Consider the following 20,535-nt stretch of genomic DNA (forward strand, 5'->3'; position numbering starts at 1 on the left):
TTCTCCTGGGGAGAGACACTCTGTACCTTGGACATCGGATCAAGAGGGTGCTACCTGACTTGCATAGTATGGGGTGGACTAGTTTCTTATGCGGATATTGTCGGTACTGGTAGCAGCAGGGGCCTTGTTCGGTTGCGCCGCATTGCCTGGAGATGGGCCTTCGGCGATCAATATTACTTCCAAGGATGTTGAAGAGAACGCCGAGACAGGTGACTACACTGTTGTTTCGCTGGACCCCGGAAATATTGAACTGGTAAGGGCATACCGGCCACTCGCATTCGCCAATCAGTTTCGCGGAGTGGGCGGCGGCGGCTCGCCTACCTTGCTCGGCGTAGGCGATACGTTGGTCATCACAATTTGGGAAGCATCTCCGGACGGTTTGTTTTCGAGCGGTGACGATGGCTCCAGCCAGATTCCATCTGTTGTAGACGAAAACGGATATATCTTTGTCCCGTACGCCGGGCGTGTACGCGCAGCAGGATTGAGCGTAGAAGGCCTGCGCCAATCGATCCAAAAGAAACTTGTCGGCAAGGCTGTGGAGCCTCAAGTGCTGGTTTCACTTCAAGACAAGTTAAGCACGACTGCTGTCGTCGTGGGTGATGTCATGAAACCCGGCGTCTATCCACTGCCCATACGCAACACGCGCTTGCTGGATCTGGTGGCTCAGGCTGGAGGGTCGCGCGAAGCCACTTATGAGACAGTCGTTACACTGAAGCGTGGCAATCGCTCTGGGACGACACGTCTGGAGGACCTGATTGACTTCCCGGAAAACAATGTTCTGATTTCGCCAAGCGACAACATTTTGCTTTCCCACAGGCCGCGCACTTTTTCAGCGTTTGGTGCAGTCAAGACAAACCAACTCGTGCCGTTCAAAACCAAGAGCGTTACCCTGGCAGAGGCCTTGGCGACCGTTGGTGGTTTGCGGGATGAACGAGCGGATGCTAACGGAGTATTCCTATTTCGCTATGAAGATGCGGCACTCGTCCGTCAGTTGAAACCCGTTGTTGCTGATAGATATGCAGGGCAAGTCACGGTACCGTTGGTCTACAAACTGAGCCTGCGCGATCCGAAGGGATTCTTCATGTCTCAGCATTTCGAAATGCGGGATAAGGATATTATCTTCGTCTCCAACCATCCGACCGCGGAACTCGGTAAATTCCTGCAAATCATTGCGCCGTTGATCAGCAATTACTCGACGGTTTCCAACATTACCGATTAGATTTTGTATCTCTGTCGATGCCTTTGATCCCGTCAAAGGCATCGAGGCTCTCGGATTGGTCTGCTCAATGAGTGAAACAAGCTCCATGGTGGTTTTGTTCCTGCAAGGACCGCCCGGTGTGTTTGCTCGTTCTATTGCAGACAGTCTTGAAGCGAGGGGAGTGAAGACCCTTCGGATCAATCTGTCGGCGGGTGATTGGCTCGGGTGGCATGATCGACGTTGCACGTCTTATCGAGGCAGTCTGGAAAAGTGGCCGGACTGGCTGCGGGATTTCATCAAATCGAACCAAGTCACCCACATCATCTATTATGCAGATCGTGTGCCGTATCATGTTGCTGCTGCTGAAATTGGGGCAGAACTCGGAGCAACTTGCCTGACGTTCGAAAACGGCTATCTGCGTCCCGACTGGATCACTCTCGAACACGATGGAATGTCATCTCATTCCAGGTTTCCTGAAGATCCAGACCTGATACGGGAGACCGGTTTGGGGCTTCCTGATATCGACCGCAGGCCGCTTTACAAGTATCCCTTCATCAATGAAGCGGTGAACGAAGTATCGTACAATATGGCCAATGTGATTTTCGCGTTGGCATTCCCGGGATACGTCAGGGACAAACTCTATCATCCGCTCATCGACTACCTCAGTAATATCCCGCGACTTGCACTGGCTGCTCGCAGAAATCGCAGAGCGTATCATGTGATTGACGATATCATTGCAACCGGTCTTCCTTATTACGTTTTTCCCCTTCAGTTGCAGAGCGACTACCAGCTTCGATACAATTCTCAATATGACCATATCGGGGATGCTGCTGAAGAAGTCATCGTATCTTTCAAGAACAACGCACCGTCGGCTGCTCGACTTGTGTTCAAGGTTCATCCTCTGGATAACGGGATTGAACCCTGGTCTCGTATTCTTGCTCAGATTTCAAAGAAGCACGGTGTGAAAAAGAGAGTGCTGCTAGTCGATGGGGGCAATCTGGAGCAGTTGCTCAAAAATGCAGCGGGAGCGTTGACGATCAACAGCACAACAGGGCTGCATGCGCTTCGCGTCGGATGCCCCACAAAGGTGTTGGGAATTGCGTTGTACGATATAGCAGGTCTGACCTGTCAAAAGTCTTTGGATGAGTTTTGGCGTTCCGGTACTGCGCCTGATCCCGAGCTTCTTGACGCACTTGAGCGTTTACTGGCAGCCAGCATTCAGGTGAAAGGATGCTTTTACACAAAAGAAGGGCGAAAGGCGGCAGCGGACCTGATGGCCGAGCGCATCATAGCTGATCAGGTTAATTTGCCCGCGGCTTTGTGCAAAGGCCCGCCAAGGCTGGAAAAAGCGCGATCTCGAAATATTGCGACAACATTTGCCGAGCAAATGAAATCTCGAGGAAAGACCGAGCAATGGTCTCAAGTCTGGCGGGGGTGACTGCACCTTGACCAGAGGACATTCGCAATCAACCGATCGGCGAATTCTCTTTTTGCAGGGACCGCTGTCGCCGCTTTTCAAACTGACTGGAGAGCGCCTGAAAGAGCAGGGACATGAGGTTTTCCGGATTAATCTTTGCGCCGGAGACTGGCTGCATTGGCATGGCGAAAACTGCACGAATTTCAAGGGAACCGTTAGCGACTGGCCGGAATTTATCCGGGAGTACCTTGAGAAGCACCGCATTACCGACCTGGTATTGCATGGAGACCAACGGATTTATCATCGCTCGGCAATCGAGATTGCATTGCAGAACGATTTGTACATTGCGGTGACCGAACTTGGCGCCCTGCGTCCCGGATGGATGACGCTGGAACGGAACGGCCTTTCGACGGTGAGTCATTTCCCGATTGACCCGTCCTTGATCGTGAAACTGGCTGAACGGGCAGGAGAGCTGGATCTGACTCCCAAATATCCATCATCCTTTTGGCTGCAAACAGCTCCGGACGTGGTCTACAATCTGACGAATGTGTTCCTGAAGCCCCTGTTTCCGCACTATCAGCGCCACACTATTTATCCGCCTTTAAGCGAATACATTCGAGGTGCCGTAAGGCTGCTGCGGGAAACCAAAAGGAACTCTGTTGCCGAGCGGAAAATGGCAGAGCTCAGGAACACAGGCGTCAGCTACTTTGTGGTGCCCCTGCAGCTTGAAGGGGATTTTCAATTGCGCCGGCACTCGCCCTTCCAAAGCTTTGCCGAAGTGCTCGAAATTATATTCAAATCACTTTCAGAGGAAGTAGGCGCCAATTCTCATTTGGTACTGAAAAGCCATCCGCTTGATGTAGGTTTCGAGGATTGGCCGGGTGTTTCGGAAAAACTGGCTAAGAAATATGGCATCAGCGAACGGGTGCATTTTCTCGATGGTGGTGGTCTCGAAGGTCCGTTCGAAGCTGCAAGTGGTGTTGTCACACTGAACTCAACTGCTGGGTTGGAAGCGTTACAGGCAGGTCTTCCTGTCAAGACGCTGGTTCCGGCACACTACGACATTGCAGGTCTGACGCACCAAGGAGACCTATCCGGTTTCTGGTCCAAACCAGAGCGACCGGATTTGGAGCTGCTGCAGTCGTACATCGTTGCTTTAGCCGCTACGACACAGGTACGTGGATCGATACACAATCAAGAAGGCGTTCATGTCGCAGCGGAAAATATAGCGGACAAGATTTCCAGGCGGCAACTCAATCCGCTTGGGGCGTTTGTCGATCCGCCGCCAAGACTTGCCCGAGCGCGAGAACTCGGGGTGCCGTTATGATTGACTTCAAGAGTTTTGGGTTCGGCACGGTCAAGATCCACGACCCTTCGTTGCGCAACCTTCGCGAACAATTGGTCAAGGCCGTTAACAGTGGTTCGATCAACGGATTACATCGTGGACAGCGTCTGTTCGTCGTAAGAGCCAAAAACGTCTGTTGCGCGACCTCGAAAGTCAGAGACGCGCGTGCGACCAGTGTCATTGTAATTGATGGGCCGACTCCAGTCACATCCAGGCGCGTGCCTGCAAGTCTTGTATTGCTTCCTGTACCTCAGAGGGATGATCTGCAGGACAAGAATGCAGAGGAAGTCCTTGCGGGTGTGGTTCGTCAGCTGATTGCACCTGATCGAGCCAAAGATCCAGACGGTGTCGATCAGACAGTCTGGCGCTCTCGCAGGCTTTCATGTGCGTCAGCAGGAGAGAGTGAAGCAGCGAGCGCGGAAAGCAGCATGCTTGAAGCTCTTATTGGAGGGTACGTCCCGGAATCTGTTTCAGACCCGTTTTGGCAAGTCGTCTTCAAGATTTGTGCTGGAGACAAAGAGAAAATAGACCGGTTGCTAAACCGTTTGACGCGATGCCAGACCGTCTGGTTTTCTCCTTATACTGGTGAGGTAATAAGTTTCCACGAAGCGATCCAGATCTACGCAACTGTTCAGGAAAATTGGCAGGCAAACGACAGACCGTCACATTGTTATGGCGCGCAATACTGGAACCATCCTTCTATCAAGGCTACGTTCTCCGGACGTCACGGAGACGTATCCTTTCATGAAACCCGCGAAGAAAGCATTGCAGCTGCAAAAAGCAGCAACGGAAAAATTCTGTCCTGGGCAGGAAGGACGGACGCATCGTTTGAGATGGATTGCGAGAAGAATGAGATTGATCTTGTTCGGATAGAAGATGGTTTTCTGCGCTCGGTTGGGCTTGGCGCAGGATTGGCGCGAGGAGCTATGCTCGCCGTTGATGATCTAGGCATTTATTACGATCCTTCCCGGCCGAGTCGATTGGAAGTGCTTCTTCGTGAATACGACCTTTCTTCCGACGAGCGCGAGCGTGGTGTCGACCTGATTGAGCTTATCAAGACTGCCCGTGTCTCGAAGTACAATTTCGGACGATCGCGATCTTATGATTTTCCAACCGAACGCAAAATAGTGCTGGTTCCCGGGCAAGTCGCAGATGATGCCGCTATTCGAAAATCAAGGTCTTCAACAATCGACTGCGCAAATACTCCGAACGTCAATCTGGATCTTCTGAAACTTGCCCGTCAGAGAAATCCGGATGCCTTTCTGGTTTTCAAGCCACATCCAGACGTGGAAACCGGATTGCGAAAAGGCAAGGTTACTCAGGAAGAGGCGTTGCGCTACGTGGATGAGTTTGCAGTTGATGCAAACATCATCGACCTGATCGAAGCCGTTGATGAGGTTGAGACATTTTCCTCTCTATCAGGTTTTGAGGCACTTCTGCGTGACAAAAGGGTTGTCGTGCATGGTGCGCCGTTTTACGCAGGCTGGGGATTGAGCGATGATCTGACTGTGTTGGAAAGTCGGCAAAGAAACCGATCGCTGGATGAGCTGGTCTACCTGGCTCTCGTAAAATACGCTCGAACGATTGATCCGGTAACTTTGCTGCCGTGCACACCCGAATTCCTAGTGACAAGACTGATGCAACAGCGCAACGACCGCAGGCACCTCGTTACCACAGCAATTAAGAGACACGCATCCTGGCTAGGTCGCAAGATCGGCCTTTGATTGAAGAAAAGGGTAGTCGATGAAAGCGAGTGCCGCGAAAGTGATCGTTCTGACCGGTGCAAGCGGTGGTATTGGCCAAGCGCTGGCAAAGGAATTTGCCAATCCGGGTGTATTCCTCGCTCTCATTGCACGAGACGAAAATCGACTTCAGGCACTATTGGACGATGTTCGAGCACAGGGGGCAGAAGGAGAAGTCGCAGCAATCGATATTCGGGACCGAAAATGTTTGCATGACTATCTTCAGGATCTTGATCAACGTCACCCCATAGACATCATAGTTGCGAACGCCGGGGTTACCGCGGGCCTGGGGCCGGGCCGATCGCGGGAAAGCGACGAAGACAGTGATCGACAGATCGAGGTCAATTATCGCGGTGTCGTAAATTCGGTGACTGGCGTCGCTGATGGAATGCAAGCCAGACGGCGAGGGCAAGTGGTGCTCATTTCATCGCTGGCCGGTATGCGACCCTTGCCTGATATGCCATCGTATAGCGCAACAAAGGCTGCAGTGATTGCCTATGGGCATTCTCTGAGAGGGTGGCTTAAACCTTTCGGCATCTCCGTCACGATTATCTGTCCAGGATTTGTGACCACTCCCATGTCGGCGCGGCACCAGGGAGCAAAACCCTTTGAAATGCCTGCGGAAAAAGCTGCGAAGCTCATGCGCAGCGCAATCGAAAAGAGAAAGGCCTTCTACGCTTTCCCGTTCCTGTTGGCATTGGGGATACGGCTTCAGAACTTGCTGCCGCCAATCCTCGGAGATCTTTTCATGGGTGGGTTCGAAGCCGAAATCGAACAGGATCCGCGTTACAAGCAGCGGGCCGATTCGTAATCGCCTGCAAATTTCGAACAAGGAATGAGCCGGGCACGCGCCCGGCTTCAAAAAACAAACAGATTTATCGTGCTGCCTTTATCAGCCTGTCGACGGCAGTTCCGTCCGCTCGCATGGCTTCAAGTTCAGCGGCGGTTGTTTCTACAGCACGTTTGATTTGTTCTTCGGTATGCTCGCTTGTGATGAAGAAACGAATGCGCGCCGACTTTTCCGGAACGGCGGGGAAAATGATGGGCAGTGCATTGATCCCCCTGGCGAGCAGGCGATTTGAGAGTGTCGCAGCACCGGCGGAGTCACCGACGATAATCGGCACAACCGCATATCCCGCGCTGGGTCCGGTATTGAGACCGGCTTCTTTTGCCAGTTTCAAAAACAGTGCGCCGTTTTTCTGGAGCTTCCCGACGCGCTCTGGTTCTTTTTCAAGCAGTTCGGCAGACGCGATAGCTGCTCCCGCCAACGCCGCGGACAATCCGACCGAGAAAACAAATCCAGGTGCGGAAACCTTCAGATAGTCGCACAGAACCTTGGAACCGGCGATGTAACCTCCGCAGGATGAGAAAGTTTTGCTGAGCGTTCCCATCCACATTTCGACTTCAGTCGGGTCAATGTTGAAATGTTCAGCTATGCCTTTGCCCGTTTCGCCTAGTACTCCGATGGAATGGGCTTCATCCACCATCAGCCAGGCGTCATAGGCCTGTTTCAGTTTGATGATTTTTTTGAGATCCGGAAAATCACCATCCATCGAATAGAGACCCTCGACAACGATCAGGACCTTTTCGAACTTATGCCGATGGTCGGCGAGCATTTTTTCGAGAGCATCGAGATCATCGTGCGGAAAATTCATCCGCGTGGCTCCGGAAAGCCGTACCCCTTCGGCAATCGAATTGTGGACGTATGAGTCAGTCAGGACAAGATCGCCCTTTTGCATCAAGTGTCCGATTGTAGTGACGTTGGTCGCATGTCCCGAAACCATGACGATCGCGGACTCGACCCCGTGTATTCGAGCGAGGGCGGACTCCAGCTCGGCGTGGATCGGGCGCTCGCCAGCAACAATACGGCTTGCTGAAACACTAGTTCCGTACTGTTCCAGCGCTGATTTCGCTGCCGAGTTTACGGCCGGATGCCCATTCAGGCCAAGATAGTTGTAAGAAGCAAAATTGTCGTAGTCGCTGCCACCGATGAGACTTGTGCCGGCCGCCAGCCCATCGTGCGGGCGAAAAAATGGGTTCTCGATGCCCATCATGTCCGCGGCCGCACGGTGCATTTGCAGCTGCTTGACTTGAGGCAGTTCCTTGAAGTCGTAGACTTTGCGTTTCGGGGCAGGGGCCTGCTGACGGGCGTTTGCATTGGAGTTTCGTCCACGCGCCGATCGGCGCGTGGCTTTGAGGCTGTCCATCAGCTTGGCGCGATCATCAGCGCCCATTACAATATTCCTTCATTCTGCCGGTTACAGGAAAGAACCCAGTTCGCGGCTTTTGTTCTCAACTTCAGCAGCAACATCGGAAAGATCTTCAGTCTCCGACCGCTCATCGTCCACATGCAAACTGGCAAGTTGCTGTGTTTCATCCGAGACACCAGAAGCAGATTCTTCCCCAAGCACACGATTGGCGACCCGACTCGACAGATCGATCAGAGTTGCTCCGTTGGCCAGTGACATCAGAGGAATGTCGATACCCAGCTGTCTCTCTGCACTCATGCGCAGTTCCAGCGCCATGAGCGAGTCCATTCCGATATCCGACAGAGGTTTGTGCGGATCAATCTCTTCCGGTGAAATTCTCAGGATCTTGCCGATTTCTGCGGCCAGAAGTTTTGCAACAGTTTGTGCTGCAGTGACCTGATCCATACCCTCAAGCATGGCTGCGAGGTCGATCATGCCATCGGCGCTTGCCTCATCGTCGTCTCCAAGTCCCAAAAGGTTCACAAACGGAGTTCCGACAAGTGCCAGATCTTTCCTGGCGGCTTGCCAGTCTATGCGTGCGTAACCCAGAGCAGCCTGATCTTGAGGGGCATAATGAGATTGTGCCATCAGAGACATAAGACCATCGAGTGCTTCTTCGGCCGTCAGTGCATGCCTTCCCAGTTTGCGGGACAGCAGTTCGTTGACATCTTCATTTCGTGCCAGGTAGCCGGCATCGGATATTGCGCCCCATGCAACCGCCAAGCCTGGACGTCCCTCAGAGCGACGTTTGCGCGCAAGTCCTTCAAGGTAACCATTCGCAGCCACGTAATTGGCCTGACCAGGGTTGCCGACAAGAGTCGTCGCAGAAGAATAGAGAACGAAATGCTCAAGCGGGTCTTCGGATGTGTGACGGTCAAGCAGTTCCGCACCACGGACCTTGGGCGCAAGAACTCTTGTCAGCCCCTCGTGATCCATATTGGCAAGCAATACATCGTTCAGGACCATTGCTGTGTGGAACACACCCTTGATTGGCTTGCCATCGGAACGAACGGCCAGCAGGGCCTGCTTGACAGCTGTTTCATCGGTGATGTCACACGCGTGGCCTTTGATCGCAACCCCCCGTCCGGACAGCTGCTGCACGACGGCTTGAGCTTCCTCGCTGGAGTCGCCGCGGCGGCTGAAGACAGCGATGTTACGAGCCCCGTGATCGGCCAGTCGGTTCAAGAGTGCTGCTCCGAAACCGCCAAATCCGCCGGCAACGACATAGGCAGCTTCCGGATCGAACGAAATCGTTTGCTCGGCCGGCATTTCCTCCGGCACTTCCGGAGAACGGATCACGATCTTACCGATGTGTCCGGCCTGCTGCATCAGGCGGAACGCATCCACGACATCGCCCGCTTCGAAGACGCGATGCGGCAGTGGGCGAAGAGTTCCTTCCTCGAAGAGCTCGACCAGCTTCACGAATAGATCGACAGCCAGTTTGGGCTGGCGAGTCAGCAGCTGATCGGCGTCGATGCCGAAGTAGGTCAGGTTCTGGCGGAAGGGGCGCAACCCGATGCGTGTGTTGCCATAGTAGTCGCGCTTGCCAAGTTCGAGGAAGCGTCCAAACGGCTTCAATACCTCGATGCTACGCTCCATCGCTTCGCCGAAGAGCGAATTGAGCACAACGTCGACGCCTTCACCACGTGTCTCTTCCATAACAGCGTCAACGAACTCCAGACTGCGGGAATCCAGAACCAGATCGGCACCCAGAAGCTTTAGCGTGTTTCTCTTGTCCTGCGAGCCGGCTGTCGCAATTATCCGCGCGCCGCGCCATTTGGCGATCTGCAAAGCGGCCAGCCCAACGCCTCCGGCTCCGCCGTGGATCAGGACCGTTTCACCTTCGGAAAGTCCCGCCAGGTGTACAAGCGCGTAGTAGGCTGTCAGGAAGGTTACCGGGATTGTCGCTGCTTCTTCGGCAGAAACAGTGCTCGGCATTGGAGCGCAGCCGTTCTCATTAACAGTCACATGAGATGCAAAGCAGGCGGGAGCGAAAGTGATGACCTTGTCACCCGGAGCAAAGCGCGTGACATCCGGTCCGCATGCAACCACACGGCCACAACACTCCATGCCAAGTGTCGGACCAGCAAAGCCGTCTTCCAACGCTTCTTCTGGCAACAGGCCCAGAGCCCACATGACATCCCGGAAATTGAGGCCGCTCGCCTCGACAGAAATTTCCACGTCCTTGCCTTCAAGAGGTTTGCGAGCCACTGCCTGCCAGGACAACTGATCCAGAGATCCCTGACGCAGAATGTCCAGTTTCAGTGCGGGACTGCTCCCTTCAGGCAAGGCAGAACCTGAAAGCACACCGCCCTTGACAAGGCGGAGCCCCGATCGGGTCTCACTGTTCAGGACAACTTCGCGCTCACCATTCAAAACGAGGATCTCATCGGACAGGCGAGCTGCGGCAATGCCGGGTTCCAGATCAGGTGATACGTCGATCAGTTTCAGGTTCGCGTCTGGATATTCGTTCATGACGACGCGTCCGAAGGCCCAGATACCTGCTTGATCAGGAGAGGGAGGTTTGCCTCCGGCGATGTCCTGAGCTCCGCCAGGCGCCACAACCGTAATTTCACCCGTCTCAAGCCCAAGGGCTCTTAGCAGAGCCATCAGGCTGTACGCCCGTGCATCTACTGAAGACAGTGAATCTTCACTTGACGAATACGCACCTTGTAAATGAACAATTCGGCCGTTGTGGTCTGCGACCAGCTTGCTCAATACTGCATCGGGAACGTCATCTTGCTTGTCGGCATCGAGATTGGCGCTCCATGTTTCGTCGCCAAGTTGTTCCGTGACGTCTCCGGGAACCAGGAGCGTAGCCTTATGGCCACTGCGCTCCAGACAGGATTTCAAACCTTCAGCCAGACGTTGCCCCGGTCCTTCGTGATCAGAAAGCAACAAGTAGGATTTCACTTCCTGTTCAGCCTGCTCAGGCGATGTTTCATCATCCGGCATGGAAGCGGTTTGATCTTCTGCAGATCGCGCACTAATCAAGTCCGCTTCTACCAGCGTGCTCTTCATCGGTACGGTAGCAACATCGCGGAACCCTGCTGTCTCCAGGGTTTTAGTCCAGTCAGTTTGTTGCCGGGTAACGGGGAACTCAGCTGTTGCACTTTCATCCCACCAATTGGCCCCCACCCCGAGGATCAAATCCGTAAGCGGGTTCGGCAATGCTTCCGCCGCCAGGATTACACCACCAGGAACTACCGATCCGGCGAAGCGTTTCAGTGTATCAGCGTCAATTTCCGAAAGAGTAGTGTCGAAAAGGACCAGATCAAAGTTCTGACCTTCAACAAAACCTGCCTCGGTCGGCTCGACAAAGTTTGTTGCAGAACTTCCTTGCCAAAGGCGTTCAGCACGTCCGACTGCGGAAGAAGTCGCGTCAGATACTGTCAACGCCATGTAAGTCGGATTCAAGTAGGTATCGATACTGGCAGCCAGGCCGCCAGAAGCCCCCACGAGAAGGACGCGCAGCGCCTGGTCTTTCGGCCAACTGCTGATCAGTTCGAGAGCGCATTTCTTAAGTGCAGAAGACAGTGAGAGTGTGGTCGGTGAAGAGGACTTATAGGCCTCAAACAAGCTTCCGGCATAAATTTTCCCAGGTGTCTCTTCCAAACCTGATTTGAGTACTTCAGGTAGACCAGTCCAAAGTCGCGCCAGCAGCGCAGCTTCGGCAATGTGTTCTCCACCGCCATCTGTCAGGGCCTGCAGAAGCTCGTGTGCAGATGGATTTTCGGACGGATCCGTCAGCTGATAACCGTCTTCACTCTCCTCGCAAAGGCCACTTTCGCACAACCAATGGAATATACTCCCGGCAAGTGGAGCTGCTGTTTCGTCTATTTTGCCGCTTGCCACAAGTGTCTGCAGATCGCTTTGTGTCGTACCGCAAATATCGAAAATGGCTGCATGCGCGATCGTCCGGCCAAGCGCTTCAATGAGCACCCGATTATCGTCCAGCTCCTGTTCCTCGGACCCGGCAAGATCCAGCTCGTTTGCCAGTGTTTCAATGCCTTTGAATTGATCGGTCAGGGGAGAGATCCGATCCTTTTCGGGAAGAACAGTTGCAATCTGACGGTAGACAAGATCATCCGGTTTGGTGTCCTGTCCCAGCGTTACCGCCTTGAAACGGGCTTTGTTCAACCGGGCAATTGTGAGACCTTCAGCATCCAGGAACTCAAAACTGGCTTCGATCGATCTGGGAGATGCTTTCGTGACTTCAATCCTGACCGACTGAGGTTTCGTTTCTGGAGCAAGCAGGCGCAAAGTGCCGAGCCGGATCGGAAGGAAGGAGGTGTTCTTGGGAACTCCATCTACGCCGTCGAGCAGAGCAAAAAGACCATGGAAACCGGAATCAACCAGAGTCGGACAAAGCGCAAAGGGGTAGTCATTCAGGCTGTCGTCCTGCGACAGCAAGGATACTGTTGCGGACGTCTTACTATGCCTGCTTACTTCGTCAGCACGTCGAAACGAAGGGCCATAGTTTAGGCCGAACGTTCTTGTGATCTGATAGAGGTCTTCGTGACCGAGAACAGTCTCTGTTTCCGCTTCAGATTTGAGCCAGGGAGTTCTGGAGCTGGTCGAAGGCGTGATGAAGGTACCACGGGCATTGAGTGACCAGTCGTTGTCGGACAAGCGCGGACGTGTAAGGACTTCGATCACATTATCATCGGAGGAAATACGAACCTGTGTTTCCCAAACCTCGTCGCCCTCGATAACCAATGGCCGAAGGATGTCGAAATCCCGAAGCTCTATCTGGTCTCCCTTGGTCCATCTAAGCGCCGCCCGCAGGCACATTTCAATGTACCCGGCAGCTGGAAAGACAACGCTTTCCTCAACCTTGTGATCCACCAGGAACGGCAGTGATCCGCTGTCGATGTGGTTGAACCATTCAGCGGTGTCCTGGCGCAGTCGATACCCCAGCAGCGGCCATGTCTGACCGAACATGAAGTCGACGCGCTCTGAACTGCTTTCCGGACGGAATTCTGAATTCTGCCAAGCGTAAAGCGGCAGAGCTGCCAAACTTACTGGCTTTGGTCCTACATACTTGTCGAGATCGGTCGTTCCACCGTGAGCCAAAATGGAGGCTGCGATCCGGTCCAGCGGGTTGCCTGACTTTTTCTCGGCCACTGCTGCCTTCTTGGAAGGTTCTTTCAGTGTCTCAAGAACCTTGGCTTGCTTGCCTTTCGCGCGAAGGACATCGTTGACATACGTGCCCAGGACAGACTTTGGACCGATTTCGACCAGAACGCTGAAATCATCAGCCGCCATGTTTTCAATCGCGGCGGCAAAAAGGACCGGTTGCCGGACGTTCTTCCACCAGTACTCTGCAGACACATCGACCCTTGGATCTTCGGGCAAGACCGTCGAGTAAAAGGGCAATTCGGCTTCTGTTGGCTTCAAACCGTCCAGCGCCGCAAGCAGAGGTTCCTTGATCGGATCTACGAGCGCGCTGTGGAATGGGTAAGCCAGATTGAGTTTGCGCATTGCCCACTTTTTCTTGCGAGCAAATTTGGCAAACGCATCAAGACTCTCACTGTCACCTGAAATTGTAACGCTTCGCGGGCTGTTGTCGGCTGCAAGTTCAAGCCGAGGCAAGCCACTTTCACTGATGCCGGCAATAGCTTGCTCGGCTGGCTGGAGGAGCGCTGCCATGGACCCCAGATCGCGTACCACTTCCTGTTCGCTGGATCTTGCCCGGATAACTCTGACTGCCTGCTCCAGGTCAAGTGCACCTGCGCACCAGGCCGCTGCTACTTCGCCCACCGAATGGCCTGCGGTTCCCTTCGGTGAGATACCACGTTGACGCAACGACTCAACCAGGCCGACCTGGATCGCGAAGAGCAATGGTTGTGCGATCTCCGACCGTTCGAGATCGGCCTCGAGGTCTTCGGCAAACATGGTCGTTACCAGTGACCAGCCGCTCAAACCCATGAAGATCTTGTCGACCTTGTCGAATGCGTCGCGAAACGCTTTGTCTGCCTGATAGGCTTCCTGGCCCATCCCCGCCCATTGTGAACCGTTGCCGGAAAAGACGAAGCCGATTTTGGCGTCAGGCTTGATGACGCTGCCTGCTACAAGGTCTTCTTTTTCTTCCGTCTCTTCAACAAATGCCTTCAATGCCGCCAGCTTTTCGTCTTTCGACTTGCCCAGAACGACAATTCTTTCCGAGAGCAAGTCTCTTGCGTGGGCAGCCGAAGCAATGACATTGCCGAATTCGGCGTCGCTTTCCTTTTCCAACCTGTTGAGATAGCAGCTTGCAATCTCCCTCAGTGCGTCCTTCGAGCGCGCACTGAGAACAAGAGGCGCATCCACCGAAGCTTCTGCGTCGCAAGTTGTCGTCGGATCAGGGTCTCCAATAACAGCATGTGCGTTTGTGCCGCCAAAGCCGAAGGAGTTGATGCCGGCAAGTCTTTGACCGTTTGAATTGTCAAGTTCAATCGATTCGCCTGCTACCTTCAAGTTCAAATCTTCGAAGGGAATATCGGGATTTGGGGTATTGTAGTGAAGCGAGGCCGGAAGCGTGTTCTCTTTCAACGCCATTACGGATTTCAACAAGCCGATCAGACCTGATACGGGCTCCAAATGACCTACATTGGTTTTGACCGAACCGATCGGGAGCACTTCATCGCGCTTTTGACCAATGACTTTGCCGAGAGCATCGGCTTCAGCTGGATCTCCAACGCGCGTACCTGTCCCATGAGCCTCAACGAATGAAAGGCCTGCAGGATCGATTTCGAGACCTTCATAGATCTCGCGCAACAGGTCAGCCTGAGCGTAAGGCGAGGGAAGAGAAAGGCCGACAGTGCGTCCATCGGCGTTTATGCCTGTCGCAAGCAGCTTGCCATGACTTTTCGTGCCTTCTGGCAAACCGGCCCGCTTGGCACGCAGGATAAGAACCGCGCCTCCTTCGGAGCGGACGTAACCGTCACCATTGGCATCAAATGCCTGACACAGCCCAGTCGGAGACAACATCGTTGCTCGGGAAAACCCGACAAAGGCAAATGGACTTAGCAGAAGACTGACACCGCAGACGATTGCTGTGTCAATCTGACCGCTTTCAATGGCCGATACAGCTTCATGCAGGGCGACGATCGAGGATGAACACGCTGTATCAACGGTAAAGCTGGGTCCGCGCAGGTCATAAATGTAGGAAATGCGATTTGAAACGATCGACAGGGTGTTGCCGGTCATGAATTGCATATCCGCCATCGCCGGGTCCACCAGGAAGCGGTGATGATAATCCAGTGAAGATGCGCCGACATAGACACCGGTGTTGGATCCCGCCAGATCGCTGGGGCGAATGTTTGCGTGCTCCAGGGCTTCCCACACCAGTTGCAACAAGAGGCGTTGCTGCGGGTCCATCTGGATCGCTTCGCGAGGCGAGATTCCGAAAAAGGCTGGATCGAACCCCCAAACATCATCCAATTGTCCAGCAGCCCAAGTGTAGGTCTTGCCGGAAGTAGATTGTTGCGGATGACCAAATCGCGCCAAAGGCCAGCGTTCGGGAGAAACCGAAGTGACGGCGCATTGGCTATTACGGAGCAAAGACCAAAATTCGTCTGAGTTGTTGGCCCCGGGAAGCCGGGTAGAATATCCAAGAATATCGATGTTTGATGTAAGCGACGCCACAGAACAACCTGAATCTTATGAGTAGCAGTTAGGTTAATTTATTGATTTTTATCATTAAAAACTGATTAGAGACTGTTCATATTCAAAATTCCCCCAGCCTTGAAGCCTGCTGCGTCAGACCGCTCTCTCAATTTCGGCGTCCAAGCTTATCTCATGCACTTTGCCGTTTCCACCTATGAGAAACGCGTTTCTCTAGGCAACCATTAATTCATGCAGACAATTTGTGGAAGATATCAGGCAAAATTTTGCCGACTCTTTTCATTATTTCTACAACTAACAATATAAAGCTTTGGTGAAACACACGAAACGAAAAACGCCCGGCGAAAGCCGGGCGTTTTAGTTTCAGTCGTTAAATCAAACGTTGCTATCCGGGAACGAAGCCTTTCGTTCCGTGATAAATGCTTGCAATGCCTCGTCAATTGCCGGATCGAGTTGAGGACCGGAATAGGCTCTGAGTTGTTCTTTCCAGCGTGCGTTGGCGCGTTTGGCTGCGTCAAGTTCACCGTCGGCGACCCATTGCTCATAGGAATTGTTGTCTGCAATCGTTGAGCGATAGAAGGCGCTTTCGAAATTTCGCTGGGTGTGTGCCGCACCGAGGAAGTGGCCACCGGGACCAACTTCCTGCAAGGCATCCATCGCGAGCGTTTCGTCGTTGACATCGATTCCCTTGGCCAGGACATGCATCATGCCCAGCTGGTCGGCGTCCATGATGAACTTCTCGTAGGAGGAGCACAGGCCGCCTTCGAGCCAACCGGCTGAATGGAGCGCAAAATTGACGCCCGATTGAACGGTTGCGAGAATCGTTTGCGCAGATTCCTGTGCTGACTGGGCGTCCGGAACTTTCGAGGCCGTGAAGGAGCCGCCCGAACGGAAGGGGAGTTTCAAACGGCGGGCGAGCTTTGCCGCACCGTTCAAGAGTAGTGAGCCTTCTGGGCTTCCGAAGGTCGGCGCACCCGATTGCATGGAAATCGAGCTAACAAATGCTCCAAACACGACCGGAGCACCCGGTCTGATCAATTGCGTCAGTGCGCAGCCCGCCATTGCTTCAGCAAGCACTTGCGAAAGTGTTCCGGCAACCGTGACCGGGCTCATGGCACCGGCGAGAATGAACGGCGACACGATGCAGGCCTGATTATGGCGTGCGTAGACTTTCAATGCCCCAAGCATTGTGGCGTCAAAAACCAGTGGAGAGTTGGCGTTGATCAACTGGATCATGACACAGTTCTGATCGACAAACTCTTCACCGAAGGCGATTTGTGCCATTTTCACGGAGTCTTCCGCTCTCTCCGGAGCGGTAACCGATCCCATGAACGGCTTGTCGGAATATTTGATATGGGAATAGACCATATCAAAGTGCCGCTTGTTGACCGGCAGATCGACTGGCTCACACACTGTGCCGCCGGAGTGGTGCAGCCAGGGTGACATGTAGGCCAGTTTCACGAAATTGCGGAAATCCTCGATCGTGCCGTAGCGGCGGCCCTGGTCGAGATCAGTCACAAAGGGAGGGCCGTAGACTGGCGCAAAGACAAGATTTTTGCCGCCGATCTCAACGTTACGAGCGGGATTGCGCGCATGTTGAGTAAATTGTGACGGCGCGGTCTTGAGAATTTCCCGCAACATCCCTTTCGGGAACCGCACTCGTTCTCCGTCAACTTCCGCGCCGGCGGCTTTCCAGATCTCGAGAACTTCCGGATCTTCTCTGAACTCAAGGCCAATTTCGGCCAGGATCCGGTCCGCATTTGCTTCGACTTTCTCGACGCCTTCCTCGCTCAGAACATCATAGAGCGGGATATTGCGAGAGATGTAGGGAACGGCCTGGCCTCCCGGGCCTGCCTGTCGCCGTTCGCGACGGGCGGATCTTCCTCGGCGGCCAGAAGTGGCTGCGTCTGACATAATTCAGCTCCCAAGATGGAATGTTTATCGTCGCAAGTCTTAGACGGCTTGAGCAACGGCCTTGGTACAGATGCGTCTTAACCTACTCTATTTCCGGCATGAAGGAACCGGAGTGTTTCGTCAACATCACACGCCGTGCTTCTTGACCCGGATTTCGGAGCGCTTGGCAGAATGTGAAAGTCGCATAGGAGACTGCATTTTGGCAGGGTGTGTCGTCGTGATAATGCGTCGTGACGCAATTACGCTACTTAAGCAGATTATCTGTCGCGATACTGCCCGCCAATGAGTTGGTATCCGAAGCAGGCTCAACACTCAGGAGATACGGAAAACCTGTGTCCTGAAAGTAGCCCGCGGGTGAACTAGGCCGAAGGAAGCGCGAAGAGGCGCTTTGCTTCCGATCTGTTGAAGAGGAATGAAAAATGTCAGCATTTCCTGACAAGGCAAAGGTCGTCATCGTCGGTTTGGGTGGCATTGTCGGAGCGTCGGTGGCGCACCACCTCATCGAACGCGGTTGGGACGACATTGTTGGCATCGACAAGTCCGGCGTTCCGACCGATATCGGTTCAACGGCGCACGCCTCCGACTTCTGTTACACGACGAGCCATGACTATCTGACCTGCTGGACGACCCAGTATTCCATCGACTTCTTTGACAAGATGGGTCACTACGCGAGAGTTGGCGGTCTTGAAGTCGCGCGAACAGGCGACGATGTCTGGATGGAAGAAATCAAGCGCAAGGTGACTTCGGGCAAGGCGTTCGGCACTCGCATCCATCTTGTCAGTCCCGCTGAGATCAAGGAAAAGTTTCCACTGATCGAAGAGGACATGGTGCAGGGCGGCATGTTCGATCCCGACGCCGGTCTGGTGGTGCCTCGTTCGCAGACTGTTGCCGGCAAACTTGTCGATGCCGCCGAAAAGACCGGCAAGCTGAAGGTTTTTGGCAACACGCCCGCCCAGTCGCTTCTTGTCGAAGACGGTCGCATCAAGGGTGTCGTGACCCATCGCGGCACGATCCTGGCCGACCACGTCATCGTTTGTGCCGGTCTTTGGGGGCGTCTGATTGCAAACATGGTCGGTGAAGATCTGCCTGTCATGCCCGTCGATCACCCGCTGACTTTTTTCGGTCCCTACAACGAGTTTGAAGGCACCGGCAAGGAGATCGGTTACCCGCTGATGCGCGATCAGGGCAACTCCGCATATATGCGCGACACCGGTGATCCGAAAACGACCGAAGGCGGTCAGATCGAGTGGGGCTACTACGAGCCGACCACACCGCGCATGTGCCACCCGCGCGACATTCTGGAAAAAGAAGAAGCTCGCCTCTCGCCTTCGCAGCGAGATCTCGAGATGGAGCAGGTAATCGAGCCGCTTGAGCGCGCAATGGAACTGACGCCGATACTCGGTGAACTCGGCTACAACGAAAGCCACTCGTTCAACGGCCTCTTGCAAGTTTCAGCAGCTGGAGGTCCATCCTGCGGCGAAAGCCAGAAGGTGCGCGGTCTATGGTATTGCATCGCTATCTGGGTCAAGGATGGTCCTGGATTCGGCAAACTGATTGCAGACTGGATCACGGATGGACGCACTGAAATCGATCACGCGTCAATCGACTATTCGCGATTCTATCAGCATCAGTTGACGGAAGACTTCATCGAGGGCCGTTGTGGTGAGGCCGCAGAGAAGATCTATTATCCGGCAATTCACCCACGTGAACCCTATTTGACAGGCCGCAACATCAAGCGGTCGCCATTCTACGAGCGCGAAGTTGAGCTTGGCGGTTACTTCATGGAGCTGGGCGGTTGGGAGCGTGCTCATGGGTACGCGGCCAACGAGCATCTGCTGGAAAAATACGGTAACAAGGTTCCGGTTCGTGAAAACGAATGGGACAACCGCCATTTTTGGCGTGTCTCGAATGCAGAACATCTGGCACTGAGTGAAGACTGCGGTATCATCAACCTGTCGCATTTCTACATGTTTGATGTCGAAGGTCCGGACCATGTGGAGCTGATGGAATGGCTGTGTGCCGCCAAGATCGGTGGCGACAAAAACATCGGCAAAGGCATCTACACCCACTTCCTAGACGACGAAGGCAATGTTCGTGCAGATTTGACCGTGATCCGCATGGAAGATCGTTGCCGTGTGATCGACGGTGCCGATGCCGGCCCGCGCGACTTCCACTATGTACGGCGTGTTGCCGAGGACAAAGGCTTCGACGTCACCGTCACTGATGTGAACGAGGAATACACGACAATAGGTATCTGGGGCCCGAACGCCCGCGAGAACCTGAAGAAGGTTGTTTCTGATCCGGCTGCTCTGGATCCGGAAAACTTCCCGTTCGCTGCAATCCGGCAAATTGAAATTGCCGGCAAGGAAATTACGGCCCTTCGCCTTTCCTATGTCGGCGAGCAGGGATGGGAGTTGCATATGAAGTATGAGGACGGGCTTGCCGTCTGGGATGCTCTGCGTGCAATCGGTGTTATGGCAGTTGGCGTTGAAACCTATGCCAATTCGCGCCGTATGGAAAAGAGCCTGCGGTTGCAGAACGCCGATCTTCTCACGCAGTACAATCTGTATGAAGCAGATCTGGCTCGTCCAAAGGTGAAGGAAGCCGATTTCCGGGGCAAGGCAAAGCATCTTGAGTACAGGGCTCGCGAGCAACAACCTGCAATGCTTTGTACTTTGGTGATGACGGAAGATACCGATGCCAATGGCGTTCGTCGCTTTCCGGTCGGTACGATGCCCGTCATGGATCCGGAGACAGGCGAAACGCTCGTTGATAGTCTTGGCCGCATCTCGTACACGACTTCGGTCGCTTATGGTCCAACGATCGGCAAAAACATTGTGCTTGCCTATCTGCCGCAGGAATACTGCCAGGTTGGTCGCAAGCTGAATGTCGAGTACTTCACCGAAACTTATCCGGCGGAAGTGGTTGGTGTTGGCTATCAGCCACTCTACGATCCGGAAAATCTGAAGCCGAGAACGTAATTGGAGAAACCCTGGCGGGATTTTGCCGCCAGGGATTTTGTACACTGAGGCTGTTCTTCAGAGACACAACCTCAATCGGGG

At 53.9% G+C, this 20,535-nt stretch carries 10 protein-coding genes; 6 read left to right on the forward strand and 4 right to left on the reverse strand.

Annotated features, from left to right (window positions below):
• Positions 1–88: 88 nt before the first annotated feature.
• Positions 89–1,219, forward strand: coding sequence for a polysaccharide biosynthesis/export family protein (locus tag ABLO27_RS03840; RefSeq protein WP_353030559.1), 1,131 nt, complete (start codon positions 89–91; stop codon positions 1,217–1,219).
• 85 nt (positions 1,220–1,304) lie between these two features.
• Positions 1,305–2,636 (forward strand): capsule biosynthesis protein, encoded by a 1,332-nt coding sequence (locus ABLO27_RS03845; RefSeq protein ID WP_353031698.1) that lies wholly within the window; start codon positions 1,305–1,307, stop codon positions 2,634–2,636.
• Positions 2,637–2,664: 28 nt separating this feature from the next.
• On the opposite strand, the gene ABLO27_RS03850 is transcribed toward ABLO27_RS03845, so the two are convergent.
• A complete protein-coding gene (locus ABLO27_RS03850) occupies positions 2,665–3,036 on the reverse strand; it encodes a hypothetical protein (RefSeq protein WP_353031734.1) in 372 nt (123 codons plus the stop codon).
• Here ABLO27_RS03850 and ABLO27_RS03855 point away from each other — a divergent pair.
• The 3 genes from ABLO27_RS03855 to ABLO27_RS03865 are packed head-to-tail and all read left to right on the forward strand — an operon-like array spanning position 2,941 to position 6,513.
• Positions 2,941–3,942: a capsular biosynthesis protein gene (locus ABLO27_RS03855; RefSeq protein WP_353031700.1), complete on the forward strand. Its 1,002-nt coding sequence runs from the start codon at positions 2,941–2,943 to the stop codon at positions 3,940–3,942. The genes ABLO27_RS03850 and ABLO27_RS03855 overlap by 96 nt on opposite strands.
• Positions 3,939–5,684: a hypothetical protein gene (locus tag ABLO27_RS03860; protein WP_353030561.1), complete on the forward strand. Its 1,746-nt coding sequence runs from the start codon at positions 3,939–3,941 to the stop codon at positions 5,682–5,684. Before ABLO27_RS03855 ends, ABLO27_RS03860 begins: the two co-directional genes overlap by 4 nt.
• A 19-nt stretch (positions 5,685–5,703) precedes the next feature.
• Positions 5,704–6,513, forward strand: a complete 810-nt coding sequence (locus ABLO27_RS03865) for an SDR family NAD(P)-dependent oxidoreductase (protein ID WP_353030563.1) — start codon at positions 5,704–5,706, stop codon at positions 6,511–6,513.
• A 64-nt stretch (positions 6,514–6,577) separates the two neighbouring features.
• Here ABLO27_RS03865 and ABLO27_RS03870 read toward each other — a convergent pair whose 3' ends face one another.
• The 3 genes from ABLO27_RS03870 to ABLO27_RS03880 form a co-directional block, all read right to left on the reverse strand.
• The gene (locus tag ABLO27_RS03870; RefSeq protein ID WP_353030565.1) at positions 6,578–7,936 is read right to left on the reverse strand and encodes an aminotransferase class I/II-fold pyridoxal phosphate-dependent enzyme; all 1,359 of its coding nucleotides are present in this window, start codon (positions 7,934–7,936) and stop codon (positions 6,578–6,580) included.
• Positions 7,937–7,960: 24 nt separating this feature from the next.
• Positions 7,961–15,580, reverse strand: a complete 7,620-nt coding sequence (locus ABLO27_RS03875) for a type I polyketide synthase (protein ID WP_353030567.1) — start codon at positions 15,578–15,580, stop codon at positions 7,961–7,963.
• 354 nt (positions 15,581–15,934) lie between these two features.
• Positions 15,935–17,473, reverse strand: coding sequence for a trimethylamine methyltransferase family protein (locus tag ABLO27_RS03880; RefSeq protein ID WP_353030569.1), 1,539 nt, complete (start codon positions 17,471–17,473; stop codon positions 15,935–15,937).
• Between the two features lie 419 nt (positions 17,474–17,892).
• Between ABLO27_RS03880 and ABLO27_RS03885 the strand changes: the two genes are divergently transcribed.
• Positions 17,893–20,454, forward strand: a complete 2,562-nt coding sequence (locus ABLO27_RS03885; protein WP_353030571.1) for a GcvT family protein — start codon at positions 17,893–17,895, stop codon at positions 20,452–20,454.
• Positions 20,455–20,535: the final 81 nt, after the last annotated feature.

The organism is Roseibium sp. SCP15 (assembly GCF_040329435.1).
Taxonomy (GTDB): Bacteria; Pseudomonadota; Alphaproteobacteria; order Rhizobiales; family Stappiaceae; genus Roseibium.